Source organism: Sphingomonas sp. S2M10 (assembly GCF_012650175.1).
Taxonomy (GTDB): domain Bacteria; phylum Pseudomonadota; class Alphaproteobacteria; order Sphingomonadales; family Sphingomonadaceae; genus Sphingomonas.
The window spans coordinates 76291-98660 of sequence record NZ_JAAILI010000089.1 but is presented as its reverse complement, the minus strand read 5'-3'; the positions used below and the strand labels follow the sequence as shown (position 1 = coordinate 98660).

The window sequence follows — 22370 nt, the reverse complement described above, 5'->3', positions numbered from 1 at the left end:
TTCCTCAGAGCGCAACGTGCCGGACCGAGCGGGAAAGCTGGCTTTATCAGTGCTTCCCCAAAGGAGCAGGCCGCAGGAGGCGACAATCAGTGATGTCACTTCGTGACATTTACCGCTGAAAGCTACAGAAAGCACGTGGAGCAGATCGTTCCTGCATGTTATCTGGACAGGCGCGGGCTACATCCGTTGGGCAAAGAATAGACGCTCCGCCGGGAGGTCTTCGATTTGCTGCACGGAGATCGTGAATGATTGTTAGCGCTATCATGCTTTCCGTCGCAGCGGTGGACGCGAAGGTAATTGCTAAATTTGACGACTCCGCCGCAGCTCGTGAAGGCATAATAGCTGAGCAGATTATGCGCCAAGCAACAATCAAGGCCGAAGCCTTTGCCGACGCTTTGGTGGAAGCGGAGAATCTAACGTCCTGGAGTTCTCAGGATCCAACAAGCTCGTACCCTAGCAGTCGTTTTAAATGGCGAGCGCGACATGCTGCGGATGGTCGAGAAGTTGTGGTATATTTTGCGCCAGACAAGCGGTCGGTGTGCCGAATCCGTCGGCAACGAGGAGGTTTGTCCGAAGCCCACTGGCGAGCGATCCGATGGTGCGCCGCCTCGCTTGGCATCACGCTGCCTGCAGGGCGCCAACCGCCGGTCCAAGCCGATTGACGACGGTCGCTGAGCTCGGCCGCTGTGGCTGAATTTGGGCGCGACCAGACCAATTAGCCGGCAACTCCACGCCGAAGGCGTAGCGAGGCCCGGGGGCGTCGAAGCCGTGCAGCTGAGCTTTCCATTTGAAGTGCGAAAACAGCTTAGCAGCACGGTCTCCGCAGAGCCATCTTCCGAGCGCGGCGCTCCCCTGCTGTTGTCTTGAGCAGTAGGCTCCTGACCCTGGACCCGCTCAGCACGCAGGGGGCCCGGTCACCCCGCTTCACGCGAACAGCGACAGCGCCCCGCTCTCCAGCGCTTCTGGGATCGACAGCCGCTCGCCGGTGTCCTGCGAGTGGGCGGTCGGCTCCGGCACGAGGTTCCACGGCGTCACCACCGCATCGCACCAGGCCGTGAACAGGCCGGAAGACCAGGCCCGGATGCTCTCTTCCGCCTCGGGCAGCATGCCCATGGCGAGCGTGGGTTCCTGTTGCATCGTCATCGTTCCCGCTCCCTGTCAGCAAGGTCGATCCCGCACTCCCCCGAGTCCCACGTCTTATACCGCAAGACCTGCGAGAATGCACGGTACTGCGATCGTTTAGCCTGCACCCAATCCCGCCGCGAACGCGATTCTGAGCGCCTCGGACAGGCTCTTCGCCCCCAGCTTCGCCATCACGTTGGCGCGATGCACCTCCACCGTGCGCGCCGAGATGCCGAGGTCATAAGCGATGGTCTTGTTGGGGTAGCCCTGGGCCAGCCCTTCCAGCACCTCACGCTCGCGCACGGTGAGCGCGCCGAGCAGCGTCTCGGCGTCCGCGGCGCGTGCCTTGACGTCCTCGGCCGCCTCCAGCCGCTCGAAGCCGCGGTGGATCGCGTCGATCAGCGCGCGGCTCTCCATCGGCTTTTCAAGGAAGTCGACCGCGCCGGCCTTCATCGCCTTCACCGCCAGCGACACATCACCATGACCCGTCAGCACGATCACCGGCAGCGCGATGCCGCGGGCGTGGAGTTCCTGCTGCACCGCCAGCCCGTCCATTTCCGGCATGCGCACGTCGAGCAGCACGCAGCCGGCTTCGACATGCCGCGCTTCCTTGAGGAAGGCGATGCCCGAAGGCCAGGTCTGCACGGCGAAGCCATGGGTCTTGAGCATGAAGCTGGCGGAGCGGCGGACGCCATCCTCGTCGTCGACGATATGGACGAGGCGCTTGTCGGTCACGAGGGCGTTCCTTCTTCTACATGGACGAGGGTGAAGTGAAAGGCGCTGCCGCCGCCGGCGCGCGGCTCCAGCCAGATGCGGCCGCCATTGGCCTCGACGATGGTGCGGCAGATCGACAGGCCGAGGCCCATCCCGTCGGCCTTGGTGCTGTGGAAGGCGCGGAACAGGTCCTCCGCCACCTCGGCTGCCACGCCGGGGCCGCTATCCGCCACCGTCACGCGGACGAAGCCGGGCGATTCGATCCGGCTGAGAACCGTCAGCCGCCGCTCCGCCACCCCCGCCATCGCCTCGATCGCATTGCGCATCAGGTTGATCAGCACCTGCTGGATCTGGATACGGTCGACCAGCACCGGCCCGGCGGCGGGATCGAACCGGAACGCCGCGACGACGCCCTTCTCGCGCGCGCCGATCAGCGCCAGCTTGCAGGCTTCGTCGACGAGATCGGGGACGTGCTCGACGCTCTTCTCCACCTCGCCGCGCGCGACGAACTCGCGGAGGCGCCGGACGATGGTGCCCGCCCGAAGCGCCTCCTGCGCGGTATCGTCGAGCGCCTCGCGGATCATAGGCAGATCCTCCGGGTCGCCCGCGTCGAGCAGGTTCGATACGCCGCGCACGTAATTCACCACCGCCGTGATCGGCTGGTTGAGCTCGTGCGCCAGCGTCGAGGCCATCGTCCCCATCGCACTCACCCGCGCGGCGTGGATCAGCCCCGAGCGTAGTTCCTCGATCCGCTGCTCGGCGCGCTGCTTGTCGCTGAGATCGCGGATGAAGCCGGTGAAGACGCGCTCGCCTTCGGTCATCGCCTCGCCGACCGACAGCTCGATCGGGAAGGTCGATCCGTCGCGCCGCCGCCCGGTGACCATGCGGCCGGTGCCGATGATCCGCCGCTCGCCGGTGTCGAGATAGCGGCGGATATAGCCGTCATGCTGCCGGCCGTCGCCCGTCGGCATCAGCAGGCTGACATTCGCGCCCACCACCTCGTCCTCGGCATAGCCGAACATCCGCTCGGCGGCGGCGCTGAACGAGACGATGTTGCCGCGCTCGTCGATGATCACCATCGCGTCGAGCACGGTCGCCAGGATCGAGCGGAGATGGTTGGCGGCGGCGGTCGCCTGGCGCTCGCTGGCGCGCTGCTCGGTGATGTCGCGGATCACCTTGCCGAAGCCGCGCAGCCGCCCGTCGGGGCCGCGCAAGGGCGTGATCAGCACCTGGGCGAGGAACTCGCTGCCGTCCTTGCGCAGCCGCCAGTCCTCTTCCTCCAGCTTGCCGTCGCGCAGCGCCGCGTCGAGATCGGCGCGCGGCTTGCCCGCCGTCACGGCCGAGGCCGGGTAGAACAGGCGCATGTCGCGGCCGAGCACCTCGTCCTCGCGCCAGCCCTTCAACCGCTCGGCGCCTTCGTTCCAGAAGGACACGCGGCCCTTGGGATCGACGGTGTAGATCGCATAGCCGACCGCACCGTCGATCAGCAGGTTGAGCTCGGCGGCGAGTTCGTCGGCGCGATCGGCACGTCTTCGGGCATCGGCCTCCTCGGCACGCAGGCGGCGGCGCAGCGCGCGACTGTACGAGGCGAGCAGCAGGATCGCTGCGGCCCAGGCCAGCAGCACGCCGACCAGCACATAGCGCTCGCCGCGCGATACCAAGGGCGCCAGCGCGAGGCCGGAGACAAGCAGCAGCAGCGTCGCCATCGCTTCGGGGATGCGCCGCCGCAGCCGATCGCCCAGCGTCACCGGCGCCGGCACGTCGAACGGCGGCAGCGGGAAGTTCATCGCGCGAGGGCGCCGAGCAGTTCGAGCCGGCCGACCGGCTTCTTCACCACCTGCGCGAACCCGGCCGCGCGGGCCTCGTCGTCGAGCTCGGCATGGCTCTGGCCGATCAGGATCGCCCGCCCCTTCCAGCCGCGCAGCGCCAGTTGACGGAGCAGATGGATGGCATCGCCGTCGGACAGTTCGCGCGCGATCAGCAGCGTGCGGATCTGCTCGAGCGTCGCCTCCGCCATCGCGGCGGCGGCGGAGGCGAAGGCGCGCACCTCCATCCCGCAGCCCTGGAGCAGCAATTGCAGCGCGCGGCGCGAATCGTCCTGCGAATCGACCAGCAGCACGCGCTCGCGCGGGGCGCGGCTCGGCATGGGTACGCCCTCCTTCATGCGCGCACCAAAGGCGGCAGGAAGGGGCACGAAAGGCAGACGCTGGAACGCATGGGGCCAAACTATGCAGCCCGCATCTGCAGCGTCATGCGGATAGCTACGTATTGGCGCTCGGCTCAGCGCGAATAGCGTTCCTCGGCCCAAGGATCGCCGCGCAGGTGATAGCCGTTGACTTCCCAGAATCCCGGCCGGTCGCGGCCGATCAGCTCGATGCGCGAAATCCACTTCGCGCTCTTCCAGAAATATAGATGCGGCACCACCAGCCGCGCCGGGCCGCCATGGTCGCGGTGGAGCGGCTTGCCCTCCCAGCGATGCGCGATCAGCGCGTCGGGGGCGGCGAAATCGGCGAGCAGCAGGTTGGTGGTATAGCCGTCATAGCCGTGGAGCATCACGGCCTCGGCCTCGTCGCGCGGCTCGACCATCTCCAGCAGCCGCGCCGTCGCCACGCCCGCCCAGCGATTGTCGTAGCGCGACCAGCTGGTGACGCAGTGGATGTCGCTGACCCGCTCGTCGGTGGCGAGCGCCTCGAAGGCCGGCCAGTCGAGCGTCAGCGGCCGGGCAACCATGCCGTCGATGGTCAGCCGCCAGCGCTCGGGCCGCACCTCGGGCTGGCGGCCGAGATCGAGCACCGGCCAGGTGGTGACGAGATGCTGGCCCGGCGGCAGCCGCTCCGCCTCGGGGCGCGACGTGCGGCCGGTCAGGAACTTGCCCGCCTCGGCCCAGGCGCGCTTGGATCGGGTGAGCTTGCTGTCCTCGTCCATCGGGCGCTTCCCTCGTCAGGCCGGCTTCCGCTCGCCGGCGATGGTCGGCAATAGCTCGGAGACGGTCGGGTGGATATGCACCGCGTGCGCCAGGTCGGTGGCGGTGCCTTGCTTGACCATCAGGTCGAGCACGCCGTGGATCGCCTCGTCGCCGCCGGTGCCGAGGATCGCGCCGCCCAGGATCCTGCCGCTGTCCGCATCGCTGACCAGCTTCATGAAACCGAGCGTCTCGTCCTTCTCCACCGCGCGGCCCACCCGCGTCATCGGCCGGTTGCCGACCTCGATCTTGTGGCCCGCTTTCTTCGCCTCCGCCTCGCCCATGCCGACGCGGCCGAGCGGCGGATCGATATAGAGCGCATAGGCGGGAATGCGGTCGGTCACCTTGCGGTCGGTGCCGTCGAGGAGATTGTCGGCGACGATCTCGAAATCGTTATAGGCGGTGTGGGTGAAGGCGCCGCGACCGTTGCAGTCGCCCATTGCCCAGATGTGCGCGACATTGGTGCGCAGCCGATCGTCGACCTGGACATAGCCGCGCGCATCGGTTTGCACGCCCGCCGCGTCCAGCCCGAGATCGTCGGTGTTGGGCACGCGCCCTACCGCGAGCAGCACATGGCTGCCGAGCACCTCGGGGCTGCCCTCCTGGCAGTCGACGCCGACCAGCACGTCCTCTCCCTGGGCCGCGAAGCGGATGCATTCGGCGCCGGTGCGCACCGCGATGCCTTCGGCTTCCAGGATGTCGCGCACCGCGTCCGAAATCTCCGGATCCTCGCGGCCGATCAGCGTGGGGCCCTTCTCGACGATCGTCACCTCGGCGCCGAAGCGGCGGAACATCTGGCCGAACTCCAGCCCGATATAGCTGCCGCCCACCACCACCAGATGGCGCGGCACCGCATCGAGCTTGAGGATCGTGCTGTTGGTGAGGAAGGGCACCTCCTCCACCCCCGGCATGTCCGGGACCAGCGCGCGGCCGCCGACATTGAGGAAGATGCGATCGGCCTCCAGCACCTCGTCGCCGACGCGCACCCGGTGCGGCGATTCGAACCTGGCCTGGCCGAAGAACAGCGTGCAATGCGCCATGCCGTCGATCCAGCCTTGCAGCGAGGCGCGCGAGTCGGCGGAGATCTTGTCCGCCCGCGCCCGCACCTTGGCGAAATCGATGCCCACCTCGCCTTGGATGGTCACACCGAAATCGGCCGCCCGCCTTGCCATGTGCGCCGCATAGGCGCTGGCGACCAGCGTCTTGGTCGGCTTGCAGCCGGTATTGACGCAGGTGCCGCCGAGCAGATGCCGCTCGACCAGCGCCACCGACATGCCGGCATCGCTCAGCCGCCCGGCGAGCGGCGTTCCGGCCTGCCCTGCACCGATCACGATCGCGTCGAAGCGGCGGCTCACAGCGATGCCGCCACGAACGCCGCGATCCCGATGGCGGCGAGATCCTCGACCAGGGCGGCGGGCAGATCGGTGCCGAACGCCCGCCCCAGCGCCATGCGCGCCGCATGACCGCCATAGGTGCCGAGCACGGCACCCAGCACGCCCGCCGCGACGCAGAGCGGCAGCGAGGAAGCCGCCAGCCCGATCGCCGCACCGCACAGCGCGCCGGACAGGAGCCGTCCGACAAAGCCCGGCGGCGCCTTGCGGCTGGGCGTGGTGGGCAGCTTGTCCGCCACCAGCTCGCCGATCGCCAGCAAGGTGAAGATCCACGGCGTTCCCCACCATTCCATCCAGCCGAGCCAGCTACCCGCCAGCGGCAGCCAGCCGGCAGCGGCCGCCCAGGCGATCGCCGTCGGCGCGGTCATGGAACGCAGGCCGGCGACACCGCCGATCAACAGGGCAAGAACGAGGGGTGGCATCGGCAGGTCTCCCAACAGCGGGACGATTGGAACGCGATTCGGCAGGCGGGCGCAACTGGACTTCCGTATGGGTCCCGCCGCCAACGAAACGAACCGCTACGGGTTGCAACCCGCCACCGATTGAAGGATCAGGCGCGTCAACCAAGCCCATCAGGAGAACCGGCCATGAAGACCCGCGCCGCGGTCGCTTTCGAAGCGAAGAACCCGCTGGAGATCGTCGAACTCGATCTGGAAGGCCCCAAGCCCGGCGAGGTGCTGGTCGAGATCATGGCCACGGGCCTGTGCCACACCGATGCCTACACGCTGGACGGCCTCGATTCGGAAGGCCTGTTCCCCTCGGTGCTCGGCCATGAAGGCGCCGGCATCGTCCGCGAGGTGGGCGCCGGCGTCACCAGCGTGAAGCCCGGCGATCACGTGATCCCGCTCTACACGCCCGAATGCCGCCAGTGTAAGTCGTGCCTGTCGGGCAAGACCAACCTGTGCACCGCGATCCGCGCGACGCAGGGCAAGGGCCTGATGCCGGACGGCACCACCCGGTTCAGCTACAAGGGCCAGCCGATCTTCCATTACATGGGCTGCTCGACCTTCTCGAACTTCACCGTGCTGCCCGAGATCGCGGTGGCGAAGATCCGCGAGGACGCGCCGTTCCAGACCAGCTGCTATATCGGCTGCGGCGTCACCACCGGCGTCGGCGCGGTGGTCAACACCGCCAAGGTGCAGGTGGGCGAGACGGTCGTGGTGTTCGGCCTGGGCGGCATCGGCCTCAACGTGATCCAGGGCGCCCGGCTGGCGGGCGCCGGCCAGATCATCGGCATCGACATCAATCCGGATCGCGAGGCATGGGGCCGCAAGTTCGGCATGACCCATTTCCTCAACACCAAGGGCATGTCGCGCGAACAAGTGGTAGCCAAGGTGGTCGAGCTGACCGACGGCGGCGCCGACTACAGCTTCGACGCGACGGGCAATACCGAGGTGATGCGCACCGCGCTCGAATGCTGCCATCGCGGCTGGGGCGAATCGATCATCATCGGCGTGGCCGAGGCGGGCAAGGAAATCGCGACGCGGCCCTTCCAGCTGGTCACCGGCCGCGTCTGGAAGGGCACCGCGTTCGGCGGCGCCAAGGGCCGGACCGACGTGCCGAAGATCGTCGACTGGTACATGAACGGCAAGATCGCGATCGACCCGATGATCACCCATGTGCTGACGCTGGAGGAGATCAACAAGGGCTTCGACCTGATGCATGCGGGCGAGAGCATCCGCAGCGTCGTCGTCTACTGAGAGGAGAGGAAGTCATGTTCAGTCACGTGATGCTCGGCGCCAATGATATCGAGGCGTCCAGGACCTTCTACGACGCGGTGCTCGGCGCGCTCGGGATCGCTCCCGGCCGGACGGATCCGAAGGGTCGCGTCATCTACATGCACCCGGACGGCCTGTTCATGCTGACCAAGCCGCTGGACGGCGAACCCGCCTGCCATGCCAATGGCGGCACGCTCGGCTTCAAGGCGGCGACCACCGAGGCGGCGGATGCCTGGCATGCCGCCGGCGTTGCTCATGGCGGCACCGCCTGCGAGAATCCGCCGGGCTGGCGCGAAGGCACGTTCGGGCCGCTCTACCTGGCTTATCTGCGTGATCCCGCCGGCAACAAGATCTGCGCGCTGCACCGCAAGCCGGCCTGAGCGTCGGCGTGTCGAACTGGATCCTCACGCTCACCTGCGCCGATCGCGTCGGCATCGTCGCAGGGGTCAGCGGCTTTCTGGCCGAGCGCGACGGATTCATTCTCGACAGCCAGCAATATGCGGATCTGGAGACGGGGCGCTTCTTCCTGCGCCTCGTCTTCAAGGCGGGCGGGCCGCGCTTCCCGGACGGCGAGACGCTGCGGGCTGCCTTCGCTCCCATCGCCGATCGACTGGGGCTGGACTGGTCCCTGACTCCGAGCACCGCACGTCCGCGCATGCTCGTCGCGGTGTCGAAGGGCTCACACTGCCTTGCCGATCTGCTCCACCGCCGCGCCAGCAACGCGCTCGCCGCCGAGATCGTCGCGGTGGTCTCCAATCACGATAGTCTGCGTGGACTGGCCGAGTGGCACGGCGTGCCTTTCCACCATCTGCCCGTCAGCGATGCCGACCGCGCCGAACAGGAGGCCGCCATCCTGGCGCTGATGGCGCAGAGCGACGCCGATTATCTGGTGCTGGCCCGCTACATGCAGGTGCTTTCGCCGGCACTCACCGGGCTATTGGCCGGCCGCTGCATCAACATCCATCACAGCTTCCTGCCGGGCTTCAAAGGCGCGCGCCCCTATCACCGTGCCCACGCCCGCGGCGTCAAGCTGATCGGTGCGACGGCACATTTCGTCACCGCGGATCTGGACGAGGGTCCGATCATCGAGCAGGCGGTGGAGCGTGTCGATCACCGTGCGACGGTAGACGATCTGGTGCGCATCGGCCGCGACATCGAAGCCCGGGTACTGGCCCGCGCCGTGCACGCGGTGGGCGAACACCGGGTATTTCTCAACCAAGGCAAGACGGTGGTGTTTCAATGAGCTTCGAAACGGTTTCGACCAACAAGGCCTTCGGCGGCACGCAGGGTGTGTATCGCCACGCCTCCACCGCTACCGGCACGCCGATGACCCTCTCGGTCTATGTCCCCCCGCACGAGGCGGGCGCGAGGCTGCCGGTGCTCTGGTATCTCTCGGGCCTTACCTGCACCCATGCCAATGTTACCGAGAAGGGTGAATATCGCCGCGCGTGCGCCGAGGCCGGAGTGATCTTCGTCGCCCCGGACACGAGTCCGCGCGGCGAAGGCGTGCCGGACGCGCCCGAATATGATTTCGGCCAGGGCGCCGGCTTCTATGTCGACGCCACGCAGGCGCCCTGGTCGCAGCATTTCCGGATGCGGACCTATATCGAGGACGAGCTTCCCGCCTTGATTGCCGCCGAATTCCCGATGGCGGACATGGCCTCCCAGGGCATCACCGGCCATTCGATGGGCGGGCACGGCGCGCTCACCATCGGCCTGCGCAATCCCGATCGGTTCCGCAGCGTCTCCGCCTTCGCCCCGATCGTCGCGCCAGGCCAGGTTTCTTGGGGGCAGAAGGCGTTGGGCGGCTATCTCGGGAACAATCCGGCGGCATGGCGCGCGCACGACGCGGTCGCGCTGATCGAGGACGGCGCCCGCCTGCCCGATCTGCTGGTCGACCAGGGCGAGGCAGACACGTTCCTCGCCGAACAGCTCCGCCCGCAACTGCTCGCCGATGCCTGCGCGGCGGCGGGCATGCCGCTGACACTGCGGCTCCAGCCGGGCTATGACCACAGCTATTATTTCGTGTCCACGTTCCTTGCCGAACATGTCGCCTGGCATGCCGCGCGGCTGAAAGCGTGATATAGGAATACCACACCGGCGCGGCGCGGGGCTGCGCCGGTTCCACATGGGGGAGGTTCCCGGCGTGAGCTTGAAGTCGTTGTTCGCCGTTGCCGTCGCGCCGCTGGCGCTGCTGTTCAGCCCGATCGCCTTCGGCCAGGCTGCGCCCGCCCCCGCGCCGGCAGCGCAGCCGCGCCCTGCCGATCCCGCGCTGTGGATGGTGCGGGATGCGGATACCACCATCTATCTTTTCGGCACCGTGCACGTGCTGAAGCCCGGCCTGAGCTGGTTCGATTCGGCGGTGAAGACCGCCTTTGACAAGAGCGATACGCTGGTGCTCGAGCTGATGGATCCGGAGCCCGCCGCGATGCAGTCGCTGCTGGTGAAGACGGCGCTTGCCCCCGCCGGATCCAAGCCCGTCGCCGACCAGCTGCCCGCCGACAAGCGCGATGCCTATCTGAAGGCGATGGCCGATATCGGCGTGCCGCCTGCCGCATTCGATACGCTCCAGCCCTGGGTGGCGGGCATCACGCTCAGCGTCGCGGGGCTTCCCAAGCTCGGCTATGATCCCGCGAGCGGCGCAGAAAAGGTGCTGACGCTCGCCGCCCGGGATAACGGCAAGCCGGTGATCGGCCTGGAAACCGCCGAGCAGCAGCTCGGCTATTTCTCGAGCATGCCGCCCACGCTGCAGCTCGCCTTTCTCGGGTCGGTGGTGGACGACTACCCCAAGCTCGGCACCGAATTGGGCAAGATGGTCGATCAATGGGCGGCGGGCGATCCGGAAGCGCTGGGCGCCACGATGAACGAAGGCATGCGCGACACGCCCGAACTCGCCAGGATTCTGCTGACCGATCGCAACGCGCGCTGGGCGAAATGGATCGAGGCACGGCTCCAAAAGCCGGGAACGGTGTTCTTGGCGGTGGGCGCCGGCCATCTGGCCGGTGCCGACAGTGTCCAGGCGTTCCTTGCGAAGGATCAGGTGAAGGTGGAGCGCATCCGCTACTGATCGCTTTGGGCGGGGCGCGTTTCCTCTCCGGTGCGGCGCCCCCGCCGCATCCCCTTTTGGAGCAATGCGAATGGCATCGAATCCCCGTCCCCTGATCGGTCTGCTCGCGGGCGTCACCGCCGGCCTGGTCGCCTCGGCCGCGATGGCGGCGTTCCAGAACCAGGCGGGCAAGCTGATCCCGAAGGAAGACCAGAGCGACGGCGATCCGGCGACGGTGAAGGCGGCCGACGTGGTGGTGGAAGCGGCCACCGGCGACAAGGTGCCGGAGCCGTATCGCGAAGCATCGGGCCAGGCGGTGCACTACATCGTCGGCGGCGTGCTCGGCGGGATCTACGGGCTGATCACCGAATATCGCCCGGAAGCGGCTTCGGGTTTCGGTGGCGCCTACGGTGTGGTCACTTCCGCACTGCTCGACGAAGGCGCGGTGCCGGCGCTAGGCCTGGGCAGCGGCCCGACCGAGACACCGGCGTCGATCCACGCATTCGGCGCGGCCTCGCACCTCGTCTACGGCGTGGTGCTGGAAGGCGTGCGGCGGATCATCGCCGGCGCGCGGTGACCCAGAGACCCCTCCCCCTTGCGGGGGCGTAGCGGGTCGGCCATGCCCCCGGGCATGGCCTGAACAGCGCGGGGCGCTGTTCACCCGCTACGGGGCCCGCTGCCGAAGGCAGTGGGAGGGAGAGGCGCGATTTTCGGCGCAAATCGCGCGGCGGCTGCGCCGCCGCTCACCCTCTCCAAGCTGCGCTAGGCGCGTGCGCGCCAAGCGCCGCTATCCTCCCCCGTGAAGGGGTAGGATATAGAAGGGCACCCCAACCGCCTTGCACGAACCCCTCATTGCTATACCCTCCACGATTGCGGACGAGACTGGACCCATCCGGCGCGCGCCGCGACCCGCAATTGCAGGGGAGGATGTCACTCTATGACGATCGTCTATTTCGCCATCGTCTGCGGCCTGATCGCCGTGGCCTATGGCTTTATCACCAGCCAGCAGGTGCTGCGCGCACCCGCCGGCAACGCCAAGATGCAGGATATCGCCGCCGCGATCCAGGAAGGCGCCAAAGCCTATCTGACGCGGCAATATACCGCCATCGCCGTGGTAGGCGTGGTGGTCGGCATCGTGCTGTTCCTGACCCTGGGGCCGATCCCCACGGTCGGCTTCCTGATCGGCGCGATCCTGTCCGGCGTCGCCGGGTTCGTCGGCATGAACATTTCGGTGCGCGCCAATGTGCGTACCGCCGAAGCGGCGCGCGGCAGCCTGCAGGGCGGGCTCACCCTCGCCTTCCGCTCGGGTGCCATCACCGGCATGCTGGTGGCGGGCCTCGGCCTGCTCTCGATCGCGGTGCTGTTCTGGTATCTGGTCGAGGTGGCGCAGCATGCGCCGGGCGATCGCATCGTCGTGCTCACCCTTTCCACGCTGGCTTTCGGCGCCTCGCTGATCTCGATCTTCGCGCGGCTGGGCGGCGGCATCTTCACCAAGGCGGCCGATGTCGGCGCCGATCTCGTCGGCAAGGTCGAGGCGGGCATCCCGGAGGACGACCCCCGCAACCCCGCCGTGATCGCCGATAACGTCGGCGACAATGTCGGCGACTGCGCGGGCATGGCGGCCGATCTGTTCGAGACCTATGTGGTCACGCTCGGCCTCACCATGGTGACGATCGCGCTCCTCATGCGCGGTATCGATGCGGCGCTGCTTACCCGGCTGATGGCGCTGCCGCTGCTGGTCGGCGGCGTTTGCATCCTCACCTCGATCCTCGGCACCTATATGGTGCGGCTGGGCGCCAACCAGTCGATCATGGGCGCGCTCTACAAGGGATTCTGGACCACCGTGATCCTGTCGGTGCCCGCCATCTACGGCGTCACTTATTATGTGCTGGGCGGCCGGATGCAGGACTCGATCGCGTCGCTGGGCGAACCCACCGCGCTGCTCGACGGCAGCACGCTTTCGGCCGACGCGGTCGCAGCGGCTGCGGCGATGCCGACCGTGACCGGCATGGGCCTGTTCTGGTGCATGATGATCGGTCTGGCCGTGACCGGGCTGCTCGTGTGGATCACCGAATATTACACCGGCACCAATTTCCGGCCGGTGAAATCCATCGCCAAGGCCTCGGTCACCGGCCATGGCACCAACGTCATCCAGGGCCTCGCGATCAGCCTCGAATCGACCGCGCTGCCGACGCTGGTGATCGTCGTCGCGGTGATCGCCACCTATCAGATCGCGGGCATCCTCGGCGTGGCCTTCGCCGCGACGTCGCTACTGGCGCTGGCCGGCATGGTGGTCGCACTCGACGCCTATGGTCCGGTGACCGACAATGCCGGCGGCATCGCCGAGATGGCCGGGCTCGAGGACGAGGTTCGCCACAAGACCGACGCGCTCGACGCGGTGGGCAACACCACCAAGGCGGTGACCAAGGGCTATGCGATCGGCTCGGCGGCGCTTGCGGCCTTGGTGCTGTTCGGCGCCTACACCACCGATCTCGATCATTATCGCGACGCGCTGGGGCTGACCGGGCCGGTCAACTTCTCGCTCTCCAACCCCTACATCATCGTGGGCCTGCTGCTCGGCGCGCTGCTCCCCTATCTGTTCGGCGCGTTCGGCATGACCGCCGTGGGTCGCGCCGCCGGATCGGTGGTGGAGGACGTCCGCGCCCAGTTCCGCGACAATCCGGGTATCATGGCGGGCACCAGCCGGCCCAATTATGCCCGCACGGTGGACATCGTCACCAAGGCGGCGATCCGCGAGATGATCGTGCCCTCGCTGCTGCCGGTGCTGAGCCCGATTATCGTCTATTTCCTGATCGCCGCGGTGGCGGGCAAGGAACAGGGCTTCGCCACGGTGGGTGCGATGCTGCTCGGCGTGATCGTCTCCGGGCTGTTCGTCGCCATCTCGATGACCAGCGGCGGCGGCGCCTGGGACAATGCGAAAAAGTACATCGAAGACGGCAATTACGGCGGCAAGGGCAGCGATGCCCACAAGGCCGCGGTGACCGGCGACACCGTCGGCGATCCCTACAAGGATACGGCAGGCCCGGCCGTGAATCCGATGATCAAGATCACCAACATCGTGGCGTTGTTGTTGCTCGCAGCCCTCGCAGGCGGCGGCACGCATTGACGCAAAGATCCTCCCCGGAACGGGGAGGGGGACCATGCGAAGCATGGTGGAGGGGGAGCACAGCGAGGGACTCGCCCGTGGAAGCCCCCCTCCACCACCACCTTCGGCGGCGGTCCCCCTCCCCGTACCGGGGAGGATCTTGTACGCTTGCCCCCATCTCCCCACATCACACACGAGGACGCGCGCCCATTCCGCGCCGCCTTCCCTTTTTCCTTCCAGCGCTGTAAGGGCGACGCACTTTTACGCGCGCTAATCCCTGAGAGGCATTTTTTGGCCAAAGAAGAACTGCTTGAAATGCGTGGACAGGTTGTGGAGCTTCTCCCCAACGCCATGTTCCGCGTCCGGCTCGAGAACGATCACGAGATTCTCGGCCACACCGCCGGCAAGATGCGCAAGAACCGCATCCGCGTGCTGGTAGGCGACGAGGTGCTCGTCGAGCTGACGCCCTACGACCTGACCAAGGGCCGCATCACCTACCGCTTCAAGTAAGCGGGTGCCGCCCATGCGGCTCGTGCTCGCTTCCACTTCGCCGCGACGGCTCGATCTGCTCACCCGGATCGGCGCCGCGCCCGATCGCGTCGCCGCCCCGGACGTGGACGAGGATGTCCGCTCCGGCGAGCTGCCGCGACCCTATGTGCTGCGCGTCGCCACCGCCAAGGCGCATGCGGTCGACCGTGCCCCGGACGAGATCGTCCTCGCCGGCGACACCACCATCGCCGTCGGCCGCCGCATCCTCGGCAAGCCCGAGGACGAGGCCGATCTGCGCCGGATGCTGGCGCTGCTCTCCGGCCGCCGCCACCATTGCCTCTCGGCGATCTGCGTGATCGGCGTAGACGGCAAGGCCCGCACCCGCGTCTCCGACACCGTCGTCGCCTTCAAGCGCCTGAGCGACGCCGATATCGACTGGTACGTCGCCAGCGGCGAAGGCATGGGCAAGGCGGGCGGCTATGCCATCCAGGGCAAGGCCGAGGCGTTCGTGCGCTTCCTCTCCGGCAGCCATTCGGGCGTGGTCGGCCTGCCGGTGTTCGAGGCCCGCGCACTGCTCGCCGGCGCCGGCTATCCCCTTGGCTGAGTGGCTGTACGAGGCGGGGATCGGCGAGAACCGCGCCGCCCTCGTTTCACGTGGGGTGATCTGGAAAGCGCGGATCGAGCTGGCGGGCACGAAGCCCCAGGTCGGCGCAATCTGCGCCGCGCGGCTCACCGACAAATCCACCGGCAAGGTGACGCTCGACCAGGGCGGCGAGGCGCTGTGCGACCCCCTCCCCAAGGGCATCACCCAAGGCGCGGCGCTGCGCGTGAAGATCGTCCGGGAGGCTATCCCCGAGCCCGGCCGCGCCAAGCTCCCCAAGGCTGTCCCGGCCCCGCCTGAGGGCCCCCTGGGCGACGGGCCGGATCTGCTCGCCCGCATCACCGCCAGCGACCATCCGGTGCGCATCCTGCGCCCCCACGAGGCCGATGCGCTGGAAGAGGCCGGCTGGTCCGAACTGCTCGACGAAGCCTATACCGGCGAGATCGCCTTTCCCGGCGGCGCGCTGCGCATGTCCCCCACCCCGGCCATGACCCTGTTCGACGTCGACGGCTCGGGCCCGCTCGAGCCGCTGTCGATCGCCGCCGCGCATGCCGTGGCCCGCGCGATCGAGCGATTCGGCATCGGCGGCTCCATCGGCATCGACTTTCCCACGCTCAGCAGCAAGGGCGCGCGCAACGCCGTCGCCGAGGCGATCGACGCTGCACTCCCCCAGCCCTTCGAGCGCACGGCGGTCAACGGCTTCGGCTTCCTCCAGATCGTCCGCCGCCGCACCCGCCCCTCGCTGCCCGAGCAGCTCCACGCCGATCCGGTCGGCGCCGCCACCCGCGCCGAGCTGCGCCGGCTGGAGCGTCTTCCCCCGCCGGTGCCGGCTACCCATATGGTGGACAGTCGAATCGCCCGCCGTCTGGCGCGCGAGCCCGGCTGGACCGAGACGCTCGCCCGCCGCATGGGCGGCGCGGTCGAGTTCGTGACCCCCAAGGAGTGACCCCCATGCCCCGCGACGCCTGCCCGATCTGCGGCAAGCCCACCGCCCATGACTTCAAGCCCTTCTGCAGCCGCGGCTGCAAGGATCGCGACCTGCTGCAATGGCTGGGCGAGGGCTACCGCGTGCCGGGCGAGCCGGCGCAAACAAATCTGCAATCGGGGCTGGACAGCCAGGAATTCCCCGACTAACAGGCGCGCTCCCCGGCGGCTCCGCCGGTGTGCCCGGGTAGCTCAGTTGGTAGAGCATGCGACTGAAAATCGCAGTGTCGGCGGTTCGACTCCGTCCCCGGGCACCATCCACCTCTTCGCAGACATCCACGAACCACCTGTCGCTTCCCCGCCAATGGTCGGGATGCGCCATCCCGGTCGCGCCGCGGCGATGCTGACGTATTTGTCGGGGCGGGCAAGATCCGACGCGTTGTGACGACCGTCGTGCCCCCGTCCGGCGAAGAGCCTGTAGATCACCCGGTCTCGATCGCGACGCACGCGTTGCTGCCTGCTTGAAGTCCTTGCCCGAAGTCCCGGCGCTCGGCAGTCGGCGGCTGCAATCTGGTCTAAAGCGCTCATGCATATGGCTTTCCACCAAGTGCATGGCTAATCTGCCGACGCAAATATGGGGAAGAGACGATGCGGTTGGTGCGTTCGGGCGTTTCGGGGGTCGTGCTGGCGGCATTGCTCGCCGGGTGCGGCGGCGGCGGCGGTAATTCTTCGGGCAATGTCGTCCAGCCCGGCGCCAGCACGAGCAGCCCCACTCCCACCGCGAGCGCCTGCTCGCTGCGCGCGCGCCAGGACTGGATCCTCGCTACGATGCGCGAGTGGTATCTGTTTCCCGAAACCCTGCCCGTGAACCTCGACCCGGCAGGCTATAACAGCGCCGACACGTATCTAGACGCACTCACCGCGACCGCGCGCGCGCAGAACCGCGACCGCTATTTCACCTATCTGACCTCCATCGCCGAGGAGGATGCCTATTATTCCAGCGGTTCCAGCGCCGGCTTCGGCTTTCGCCTGAGCAGCGACGGCGCGCGCACCATCACGGTCACGGAAAGCTTCGAAGGTGGCAGCGCGCTGCAGGTCGGGGTGGATCGCGGAACGCAGATTCTCGCGATCGGCACCAGCAGCAGCGATCTCCGCGAGGTGAGCGACATCATCGCGGCGCAAGGGACCGCGGGCATCCAGGCCGCGCTGGGACCGGACACCAACGGCACCGCGCGCACGCTGCGGGTGCGGGATCCGAACGGCAGCATCCGCACGGTCACTCTGGTCAAGTCGGACTTCACCCTCACCCCAGTGTCCAGCCGGTACGGCGCGCAGATCCTCACCGACCCGAACGGGGGGGGACGCGTGGGCTATGTCAATCTGCGGACCTTCATCAGCACCGCCGATCCGGCACTGCGCAGCGCCTTTGCGACGTTCAAGGCGCAGGGCATCGACAAGGTGATCGTGGATCTGCGCTACAATGGCGGCGGGCTCGTCTCGATCGCCGAATTGTTCGGGGACCTGCTGGGCGGCGCACGCGCCACCACCGACGTGTTCGACTATACCAGCTTCCGCCCGGAAAAGTCGGCGAACGACAGCGTGCGCCTGTTCGCTCCCAAGCCCGAATCGATTACGCCGGTGCGCATCGCCTTTATCGGCACGCGCGCCACCGCCTCGGCCAGCGAACTGGTGATCAACGGCATGATTCCCTATTTCCGCGCGAATGTGGGGCTGATCGGCACCAACACCTACGGCAAGCCGGTCGGCCAGGTCGCGATCGACAAGAGCGAATGCGATGACCGGTTGCGCGTGATTGCCTTCGCCACGCAGAACGCCAATCGCCAGGGCAATTATTTCAACGGCCTCGCCAGCAATGTCGAGGCGAGCTGTTCGGCGGTCGACGATGTCTCGCAGCCGCTGGGCGATGTGCGCGAAGCCTCGGTGAAGGCGGCGCTGGATTTCGTCGCCGGGCGCAGCTGCAGCGCCATCGGCATGGCGGGTCTGGCGCGAGCGGCGGCGGCGCCGAGGGCGTTGCTGACGCCCGAACGCCCGACGACCGCGCAGCGTGAGGTGCCGGGCCTGTTCTGATCCCCGGGGCCGGACCCGACTGGCCAAAGCTCCGGGCAACCCAAGGTAAACAAAGCTCAATCCGCAACCATCCCCCGGCTGGCCGGTTACCCCTGCACGGCCAGGAGGGAAGCTATGAAGACGATGATGCTGTGCGGCGCACTCGCGTTGCTCGCGATGACGGCTGCCACAAGATCGGAAGCCACGCGCGGGGCCTCTCTGCAGACCGAGCCCATGGCACCGCCGCAAATGGCGATGCCGCGCGATGCGATGGGTTATGCCCGTCAGGCCGGCGCCGGCGATCTGTACGAGATCGAATCCTCAACGCTCGCACAGCAACGGGCGGGCAGCGGCGCCGTTCGCCAGTTCGGGCAGATGATGATCGAGCATCACGGCATGACGACGCAGCAGCTTACCGACGCCGCCCGTACCGCCGGCATGACCCCGCCGCCGCCCGTCCTCGACGCGCGCCAGCGGAAGATGATCGACGAGCTGCGCGGTCTCTCCGGCGCGCGGTTCGACTCCGCTTATCTGCGCCAGCAGCGGACCGCGCACCAGGAGGCGCTGGCGCTCCATGCCGGCTATGCGGAAAACGGGGACAATGCAGCGCTGCGCACGGTTGCCGCCGCCGCCGTGCCGATCGTGCAGCGCCATGTCGATCTGCTTGCCCGGCTGCCGAAGGATTGACGCCATGCTGCCCCCCATGCGTCTGACCGCATCCGCACTAGCAGCGGGTGCGGCGATCCGGCCCATGTGAGCCGTAAGGTTAGGAACAGGCGTCCGTCCTAAGAATGCCCGTCATGCAATGCCCATCCGACATGCCCGCCGCCGTCCGCATCCTCGTCGTGGAGGATGATGCCCAGCTGAACGCCCTGCTCGCGCGGCAGCTGGCGGCGCTCGGCTATGGCGTGGAGACCGCCGAGGACGGGCGCCCCGCGATCGCCATCCTGGCGCGGGAGAAGTTCGACGTGGTGCTGCTCGATCGGATGATGCCGGTCATCGAGGGCGTGGAGGTGCTGCGCCGCATGCGCGCCGAAGGCGTGGCGACACCGGTGATCCTGCTGACGGCGCTGGGGCTCACCCAGGAACGGGTGGAAGGGCTGGAGGCAGGCGCCGACGATTACGTCGTCAAGCCCTTCGAGATCGACGAGCTCAATGCCCGGATCCGCGCCGTGCTGCGGCGGCGCAGCGCGACCGGCGGCGACACCGCCACGCTGCACGCGGGCGACGTGATGGTCAGCGTTCTGCGCCACCGCGTCACGCGTGCCGGCAAGCCGATCGAGCTGCAGAAGACCGAGCTGAAGCTGCTGGCCGAACTGGTCCGTGAGGCGGGCAGCGTGCTGTCGCGCAAGATGCTGATCGAACGCGTCTGGGGATATGATTTCGTGCCGGCCACCAACATCGTCGACGTTCATATCCTCAAGCTGCGCCAGCGGCTGGAGATGCCCGGCCTGCCCGATCCGATCGCGACGGTGCGCGGCGTGGGCTATATGTTCCGCGCCTGAGCGGTGACGCCACGGCGCCTTCATTCGCTCGGCCGGATCGCGATCGCCTTCGCGCTCGGTCTGTCGGCGGCGACCGCGCTCGCCGGGGTGGGCGTGTACCTCGCGCTGCTCGACGCGATCGACCGCCAGGTGGACCTGCGCCTTCAGGCCGAGGCGCGCGAGCTGCTGGATGGCCGGGCCGGGCCGGCGGAGATCGCGCGGCGCATCGCCCGTGAGCGGAGCGAGCGCGAAAGCGCGGACATCGGCTTTCTGCTGCGTGACCCGCAGGGCCGGATGCTCGCCGGCAACATCGCACCGGCACAGCCGCTGCCGATCGGCGTCTCCACCGTCCGGCGCGATGCCGCGATCCCGGGGCTGAGCCGCGGCAGAGCCTGGGTGCAGCGACTGCCGGGCGGCGGAACGCTGGCGCTGATTGCGGAAAGCGAGCCGATCGACCAGCACGACCACGGCCGCCTGCGCATTCTCGCCATCGGTTTCGGCGCGGTGGTGGCGCTGCTGCTGATCGGCACCGTCGCGCTGATTCGCGCGATCCGCATCAACATCGCCGCGATCGCCCGTACGGCGGAAGCGATTATCGACGGAGACCTGCGCGCGCGCGTGCCGGTCGATCGTCCCCGCAGCGCCTTTGGCGAATTGGCAGTGACGTTCAACCGGATGCTGGACCGCATCGGCGAACTGATGCGCGGCATGCGCAGCATCTCCAACGACATCGCCCATGACCTGCGGACGCCGCTGGCGCGATTGCACGGCCGCCTGGCGGCGCTGGCCGAGACGCCCGAAGCCTTGCCGGTGCGGGACGCGCTGGCCGAGGCCGTGGCGGAGAGCGAAGAGATCCTCGCCATCTTCGCCGCAATCCTGCGCATCACCGAAGTCGAGGGCGGCGAACGCCGGGCAGGGTTCCAGCGGCTGGACCTGGCGGCGCTGGCGGCAGAGGTGGCAGAAGGGCTGGAGCTGCTGGTGACCGAAAGCGGCCGCAGCTTCGCGCCCCCGCGCTCGCACGCCATCGTGCCGATCGATGGCGATCCGCGCCTGCTCACCCAACTGCTCGTCAACCTTATCGAGAACGCTGTCACCCATACGCCTGCGGGAACGGCCATCCGCCTAGAGGTGCGCACGGAGGGCCGGTCAGCCCTGCTTCGCGTTGAGGACGACGGCCCGGGCATCCCCACAGCCGAACGCGAGCGTGCGCTGCGCCGTTTCGGTCGGCTCGACGGCAGTCGGCACCTGCCCGGCCATGGCCTCGGCCTGCCGCTCGCCGTGGCGGTGGCCGGGCTGCACCACGGCCAGTTCCTGATGGAGGATGCCGATCCGGGCCTTCGCGTCACGGTGCGGCTGCCGCTGGCGGAGTGCTAGGTGAGATCCGTGTAATAGGTCGACGCAGCCCCCGCGAGGGACACCCGCCCCCCGCCAAACGGAATAGCGATGCGCTTGACATTCGCAGCGCCGCCAATGACCCTCAGCGCTTCGCCGACATTATAGCCGAAGGTGCTTTCATCGTACCACGCGCGCGGACCATGCGCGCCTTCGTCGATCAATGTTCCCTGAACGATGTTCCATTTCGGCCGGGCGACGCGCTTGGGGACGCCGTTATCCGTGATGAACACACCTGCCGTCGTACCTTTAGCGGTTTTGTCATAGTTCAAACCCGTCAGTGACCCGCCCTTGATGATGTTACTTTTGGTGTCCGGGACACCCGCAACATAGCTTCCGCCGATCGCCACGAAAAACTGCACCGCATCTCTGACGACCGGGCGATAGTAGATGTTGCGGGAAGCGCCGTGAAATATCTTCAATCCGGCGTAGCGGACCTGGCTGATGACGGGGTCGTTGATGATGCAATCGCTGCCAAAGTGATCGATGCCTTCCGCAACCCGCGATATGCGCGCATCGCTGATGGTGTGGAATCGCGAACTGTGATGGCAGATGTTGATCCCGTCGGTCTGATCGTTCACCGCTGCAATCGCGATCGCACCGAAGACTAGATTGTCGATCCGGGGCGAGAGGATCTTGAGCCCTTCCGATGCCAGCCCGTTATACCGTTCATTATCGACCTCGATGCCGGTCATCTGCGCGTCGGCAGAGCGCCATGCCGTGTTCGTGTGGAAGCCGTGGATGTTGCATTCGCGGATGCCGCTCTCCCCGTTGACGGTGCCGAGCGTGATGCCGATCCCCGTCGGAAAGCCGAAGATCTCGATGCCGTTGGCGTTGAAATTATTGACGTTCCGCGCGGCAATGCCCCGGAGATACCGGCCATCGGACACCTCGCTCTCGAGGATCAGATTTTCGAGCAAGATGTTCGAGATTGGCTCGAACCCACCCGACAAGGCTCCCCGCGCGTCGAACAAGAGCGCGTTGCCGTCATAGGACTTGAGCGTCTTGTTCGTGAAGGTCGCCGCGGGCATGTAGAATGTCGGCTTGTCGCCGCGCTCGCATAGAATCCGCACATTGTCGGCCGTGATCGGCACATGGCCCATATTGTACCTGTTCCCAGGGCGGACATGGAGCGTGACGTTCCCCCGAGCGACGGCGGCCGACAGCGCCGCCGCGTTGGCCGCTGCGTTGTTCGACGTGCTGACGCCTACGTCTTCCAGGTAGGTGCGGACGATATGGCGCTGCCGGGTGCCCGATCTATCGTTTTGCAACCAGAGCAGTGCAGCCATTTGTTGTCCTTCGTTGCAGTTGGCCCCGCGCGCCGGAATCCAAGCTTCCGCTTCGTAGCGGCGTC

General features: G+C 67.5%; 23 protein-coding genes and 1 tRNA gene. 16 read left to right on the top strand and 8 right to left on the bottom strand.

What is annotated here, in order from left to right; genetic code table 11:
* Positions 1-924: 924 nt before the first annotated feature.
* From S2M10_RS22345 to S2M10_RS22315, 7 genes are all read right to left on the bottom strand, one after another.
* The gene (locus S2M10_RS22345) at positions 925-1143 is read right to left on the bottom strand and encodes a hypothetical protein (protein WP_211091229.1); all 219 of its coding nucleotides are present in this window, start codon (positions 1141-1143) and stop codon (positions 925-927) included.
* A gap of 96 nt (positions 1144-1239) precedes the next feature.
* Complete coding sequence (locus tag S2M10_RS22340; RefSeq protein WP_168848063.1) at positions 1240-1857, bottom strand: response regulator; 618 nt, start codon at positions 1855-1857, stop codon at positions 1240-1242.
* A complete protein-coding gene (locus S2M10_RS22335; RefSeq protein ID WP_168848062.1) occupies positions 1854-3623 on the bottom strand; it encodes a PAS domain S-box protein in 1770 nt (589 codons plus the stop codon). The genes S2M10_RS22340 and S2M10_RS22335 overlap by 4 nt, the downstream gene beginning before the upstream one ends.
* On the bottom strand, positions 3620-3982 hold the full coding sequence (locus tag S2M10_RS22330; RefSeq protein WP_168848061.1) for a response regulator: 363 nt from the start codon (positions 3980-3982) through the stop codon (positions 3620-3622). Before S2M10_RS22330 ends, S2M10_RS22335 begins: the two co-directional genes overlap by 4 nt.
* Positions 3983-4116: 134 nt before the next feature.
* A complete protein-coding gene (locus tag S2M10_RS22325; protein ID WP_168848060.1) occupies positions 4117-4761 on the bottom strand; it encodes a sulfite oxidase-like oxidoreductase in 645 nt (214 codons plus the stop codon).
* 15 nt (positions 4762-4776) lie between these two features.
* Positions 4777-6153: an FAD-containing oxidoreductase gene (locus S2M10_RS22320; protein ID WP_168848059.1), complete on the bottom strand. Its 1377-nt coding sequence runs from the start codon at positions 6151-6153 to the stop codon at positions 4777-4779.
* A complete protein-coding gene (locus S2M10_RS22315) occupies positions 6150-6611 on the bottom strand; it encodes a DUF4126 domain-containing protein (RefSeq protein WP_168848058.1) in 462 nt (153 codons plus the stop codon). Before S2M10_RS22315 ends, S2M10_RS22320 begins: the two co-directional genes overlap by 4 nt.
* A 165-nt stretch (positions 6612-6776) precedes the next feature.
* Here S2M10_RS22315 and S2M10_RS22310 point away from each other — a divergent pair, with 165 nt between their 5' ends.
* From S2M10_RS22310 to S2M10_RS22235, 16 genes are all read left to right on the top strand, one after another.
* The gene (locus tag S2M10_RS22310; protein WP_168848057.1) at positions 6777-7889 is read left to right on the top strand and encodes an S-(hydroxymethyl)glutathione dehydrogenase/class III alcohol dehydrogenase; all 1113 of its coding nucleotides are present in this window, start codon (positions 6777-6779) and stop codon (positions 7887-7889) included.
* Positions 7890-7903: 14 nt separating this feature from the next.
* Positions 7904-8287: a VOC family protein gene (locus S2M10_RS22305; protein WP_168848056.1), complete on the top strand. Its 384-nt coding sequence runs from the start codon at positions 7904-7906 to the stop codon at positions 8285-8287.
* 8 nt (positions 8288-8295) lie between these two features.
* On the top strand, positions 8296-9150 hold the full coding sequence (gene purU, locus S2M10_RS22300; protein ID WP_348770661.1) for a formyltetrahydrofolate deformylase: 855 nt from the start codon (positions 8296-8298) through the stop codon (positions 9148-9150).
* Entirely contained in the window at positions 9147-9989 is an 843-nt protein-coding gene (gene fghA, locus S2M10_RS22295; RefSeq protein ID WP_168848055.1) for an S-formylglutathione hydrolase, read from the top strand. Before purU ends, fghA begins: the two co-directional genes overlap by 4 nt.
* Positions 9990-10053: 64 nt before the next feature.
* A complete protein-coding gene (locus S2M10_RS22290) occupies positions 10054-10974 on the top strand; it encodes a TraB/GumN family protein (protein WP_348770660.1) in 921 nt (306 codons plus the stop codon).
* Between the two features lie 70 nt (positions 10975-11044).
* On the top strand, positions 11045-11530 hold the full coding sequence (locus S2M10_RS22285; RefSeq protein WP_211091228.1) for a DUF1440 domain-containing protein: 486 nt from the start codon (positions 11045-11047) through the stop codon (positions 11528-11530).
* 360 nt (positions 11531-11890) lie between these two features.
* On the top strand, positions 11891-14080 hold the full coding sequence (locus tag S2M10_RS22280) for a sodium-translocating pyrophosphatase (protein ID WP_168848052.1): 2190 nt from the start codon (positions 11891-11893) through the stop codon (positions 14078-14080).
* 270 nt (positions 14081-14350) lie between these two features.
* Positions 14351-14569 carry a translation initiation factor IF-1 gene (gene infA / locus S2M10_RS22275; RefSeq protein ID WP_003049127.1) on the top strand — a complete coding sequence of 73 codons (219 nt, stop codon included), beginning with the start codon at positions 14351-14353 and terminating at the stop codon, positions 14567-14569.
* 13 nt (positions 14570-14582) lie between these two features.
* The gene (locus tag S2M10_RS22270; protein ID WP_168848051.1) at positions 14583-15152 is read left to right on the top strand and encodes a Maf family protein; all 570 of its coding nucleotides are present in this window, start codon (positions 14583-14585) and stop codon (positions 15150-15152) included.
* Positions 15145-16095, top strand: a complete 951-nt coding sequence (locus S2M10_RS22265; protein WP_168848050.1) for a ribonuclease — start codon at positions 15145-15147, stop codon at positions 16093-16095. Before S2M10_RS22270 ends, S2M10_RS22265 begins: the two co-directional genes overlap by 8 nt.
* A 5-nt stretch (positions 16096-16100) precedes the next feature.
* Entirely contained in the window at positions 16101-16283 is a 183-nt protein-coding gene (yacG, locus tag S2M10_RS22260) for a DNA gyrase inhibitor YacG (protein WP_168848049.1), read from the top strand.
* 31 nt (positions 16284-16314) lie between these two features.
* Positions 16315-16390 (top strand) — tRNA-Phe (locus tag S2M10_RS22255).
* A 331-nt stretch (positions 16391-16721) separates the two neighbouring features.
* The gene (locus tag S2M10_RS22250) at positions 16722-18161 is read left to right on the top strand and encodes a S41 family peptidase (RefSeq protein WP_168848048.1); all 1440 of its coding nucleotides are present in this window, start codon (positions 16722-16724) and stop codon (positions 18159-18161) included.
* A 114-nt stretch (positions 18162-18275) separates the two neighbouring features.
* The gene (locus S2M10_RS22245) at positions 18276-18827 is read left to right on the top strand and encodes a DUF4142 domain-containing protein (protein WP_168848047.1); all 552 of its coding nucleotides are present in this window, start codon (positions 18276-18278) and stop codon (positions 18825-18827) included.
* A gap of 131 nt (positions 18828-18958) precedes the next feature.
* Positions 18959-19645 (top strand): response regulator transcription factor, encoded by a 687-nt coding sequence (locus S2M10_RS22240; protein ID WP_247650966.1) that lies wholly within the window; start codon positions 18959-18961, stop codon positions 19643-19645.
* A gap of 3 nt (positions 19646-19648) precedes the next feature.
* Positions 19649-20998 carry an ATP-binding protein gene (locus tag S2M10_RS22235; RefSeq protein WP_168848045.1) on the top strand — a complete coding sequence of 450 codons (1350 nt, stop codon included), beginning with the start codon at positions 19649-19651 and terminating at the stop codon, positions 20996-20998.
* Here the strand turns inward: S2M10_RS22235 and S2M10_RS22230 are convergent.
* A complete protein-coding gene (locus S2M10_RS22230; RefSeq protein ID WP_168848044.1) occupies positions 20995-22305 on the bottom strand; it encodes a hypothetical protein in 1311 nt (436 codons plus the stop codon). The two genes, S2M10_RS22235 and S2M10_RS22230, sit on opposite strands and share 4 nt — an antisense overlap.
* Positions 22306-22370: the final 65 nt, after the last annotated feature.

Excerpts from the sequence above, each read along its gene's own strand:
- S2M10_RS22345 (WP_211091229.1), bottom strand. The coding sequence starts at position 1,143 with ATGACGATGCAACAGGAACCCACGCTCGCCATGGGCATGCTGCCCGAG.
- S2M10_RS22335 (WP_168848062.1), bottom strand. The coding sequence starts at position 3,623 with ATGAACTTCCCGCTGCCGCCGTTCGACGTGCCGGCGCCGGTGACGCTG.
- S2M10_RS22330 (WP_168848061.1), bottom strand. The coding sequence starts at position 3,982 with ATGCCGAGCCGCGCCCCGCGCGAGCGCGTGCTGCTGGTCGATTCGCAG.
- S2M10_RS22325 (WP_168848060.1), bottom strand. The coding sequence starts at position 4,761 with ATGGACGAGGACAGCAAGCTCACCCGATCCAAGCGCGCCTGGGCCGAG.
- S2M10_RS22315 (WP_168848058.1), bottom strand. The coding sequence starts at position 6,611 with ATGCCACCCCTCGTTCTTGCCCTGTTGATCGGCGGTGTCGCCGGCCTG.
- S2M10_RS22310 (WP_168848057.1), top strand. The coding sequence starts at position 6,777 with ATGAAGACCCGCGCCGCGGTCGCTTTCGAAGCGAAGAACCCGCTGGAG.
- S2M10_RS22305 (WP_168848056.1), top strand. The coding sequence starts at position 7,904 with ATGTTCAGTCACGTGATGCTCGGCGCCAATGATATCGAGGCGTCCAGG.
- fghA (WP_168848055.1), top strand. The coding sequence starts at position 9,147 with ATGAGCTTCGAAACGGTTTCGACCAACAAGGCCTTCGGCGGCACGCAG.
- S2M10_RS22285 (WP_211091228.1), top strand. The coding sequence starts at position 11,045 with ATGGCATCGAATCCCCGTCCCCTGATCGGTCTGCTCGCGGGCGTCACC.
- S2M10_RS22280 (WP_168848052.1), top strand. The coding sequence starts at position 11,891 with ATGACGATCGTCTATTTCGCCATCGTCTGCGGCCTGATCGCCGTGGCC.
- S2M10_RS22270 (WP_168848051.1), top strand. The coding sequence starts at position 14,583 with ATGCGGCTCGTGCTCGCTTCCACTTCGCCGCGACGGCTCGATCTGCTC.
- yacG (WP_168848049.1), top strand. The coding sequence starts at position 16,101 with ATGCCCCGCGACGCCTGCCCGATCTGCGGCAAGCCCACCGCCCATGAC.
- S2M10_RS22250 (WP_168848048.1), top strand. The coding sequence starts at position 16,722 with ATGCGGTTGGTGCGTTCGGGCGTTTCGGGGGTCGTGCTGGCGGCATTG.
- S2M10_RS22245 (WP_168848047.1), top strand. The coding sequence starts at position 18,276 with ATGAAGACGATGATGCTGTGCGGCGCACTCGCGTTGCTCGCGATGACG.
- S2M10_RS22240 (WP_247650966.1), top strand. The coding sequence starts at position 18,959 with ATGCCCGCCGCCGTCCGCATCCTCGTCGTGGAGGATGATGCCCAGCTG.
- S2M10_RS22230 (WP_168848044.1), bottom strand. The coding sequence starts at position 22,305 with ATGGCTGCACTGCTCTGGTTGCAAAACGATAGATCGGGCACCCGGCAG.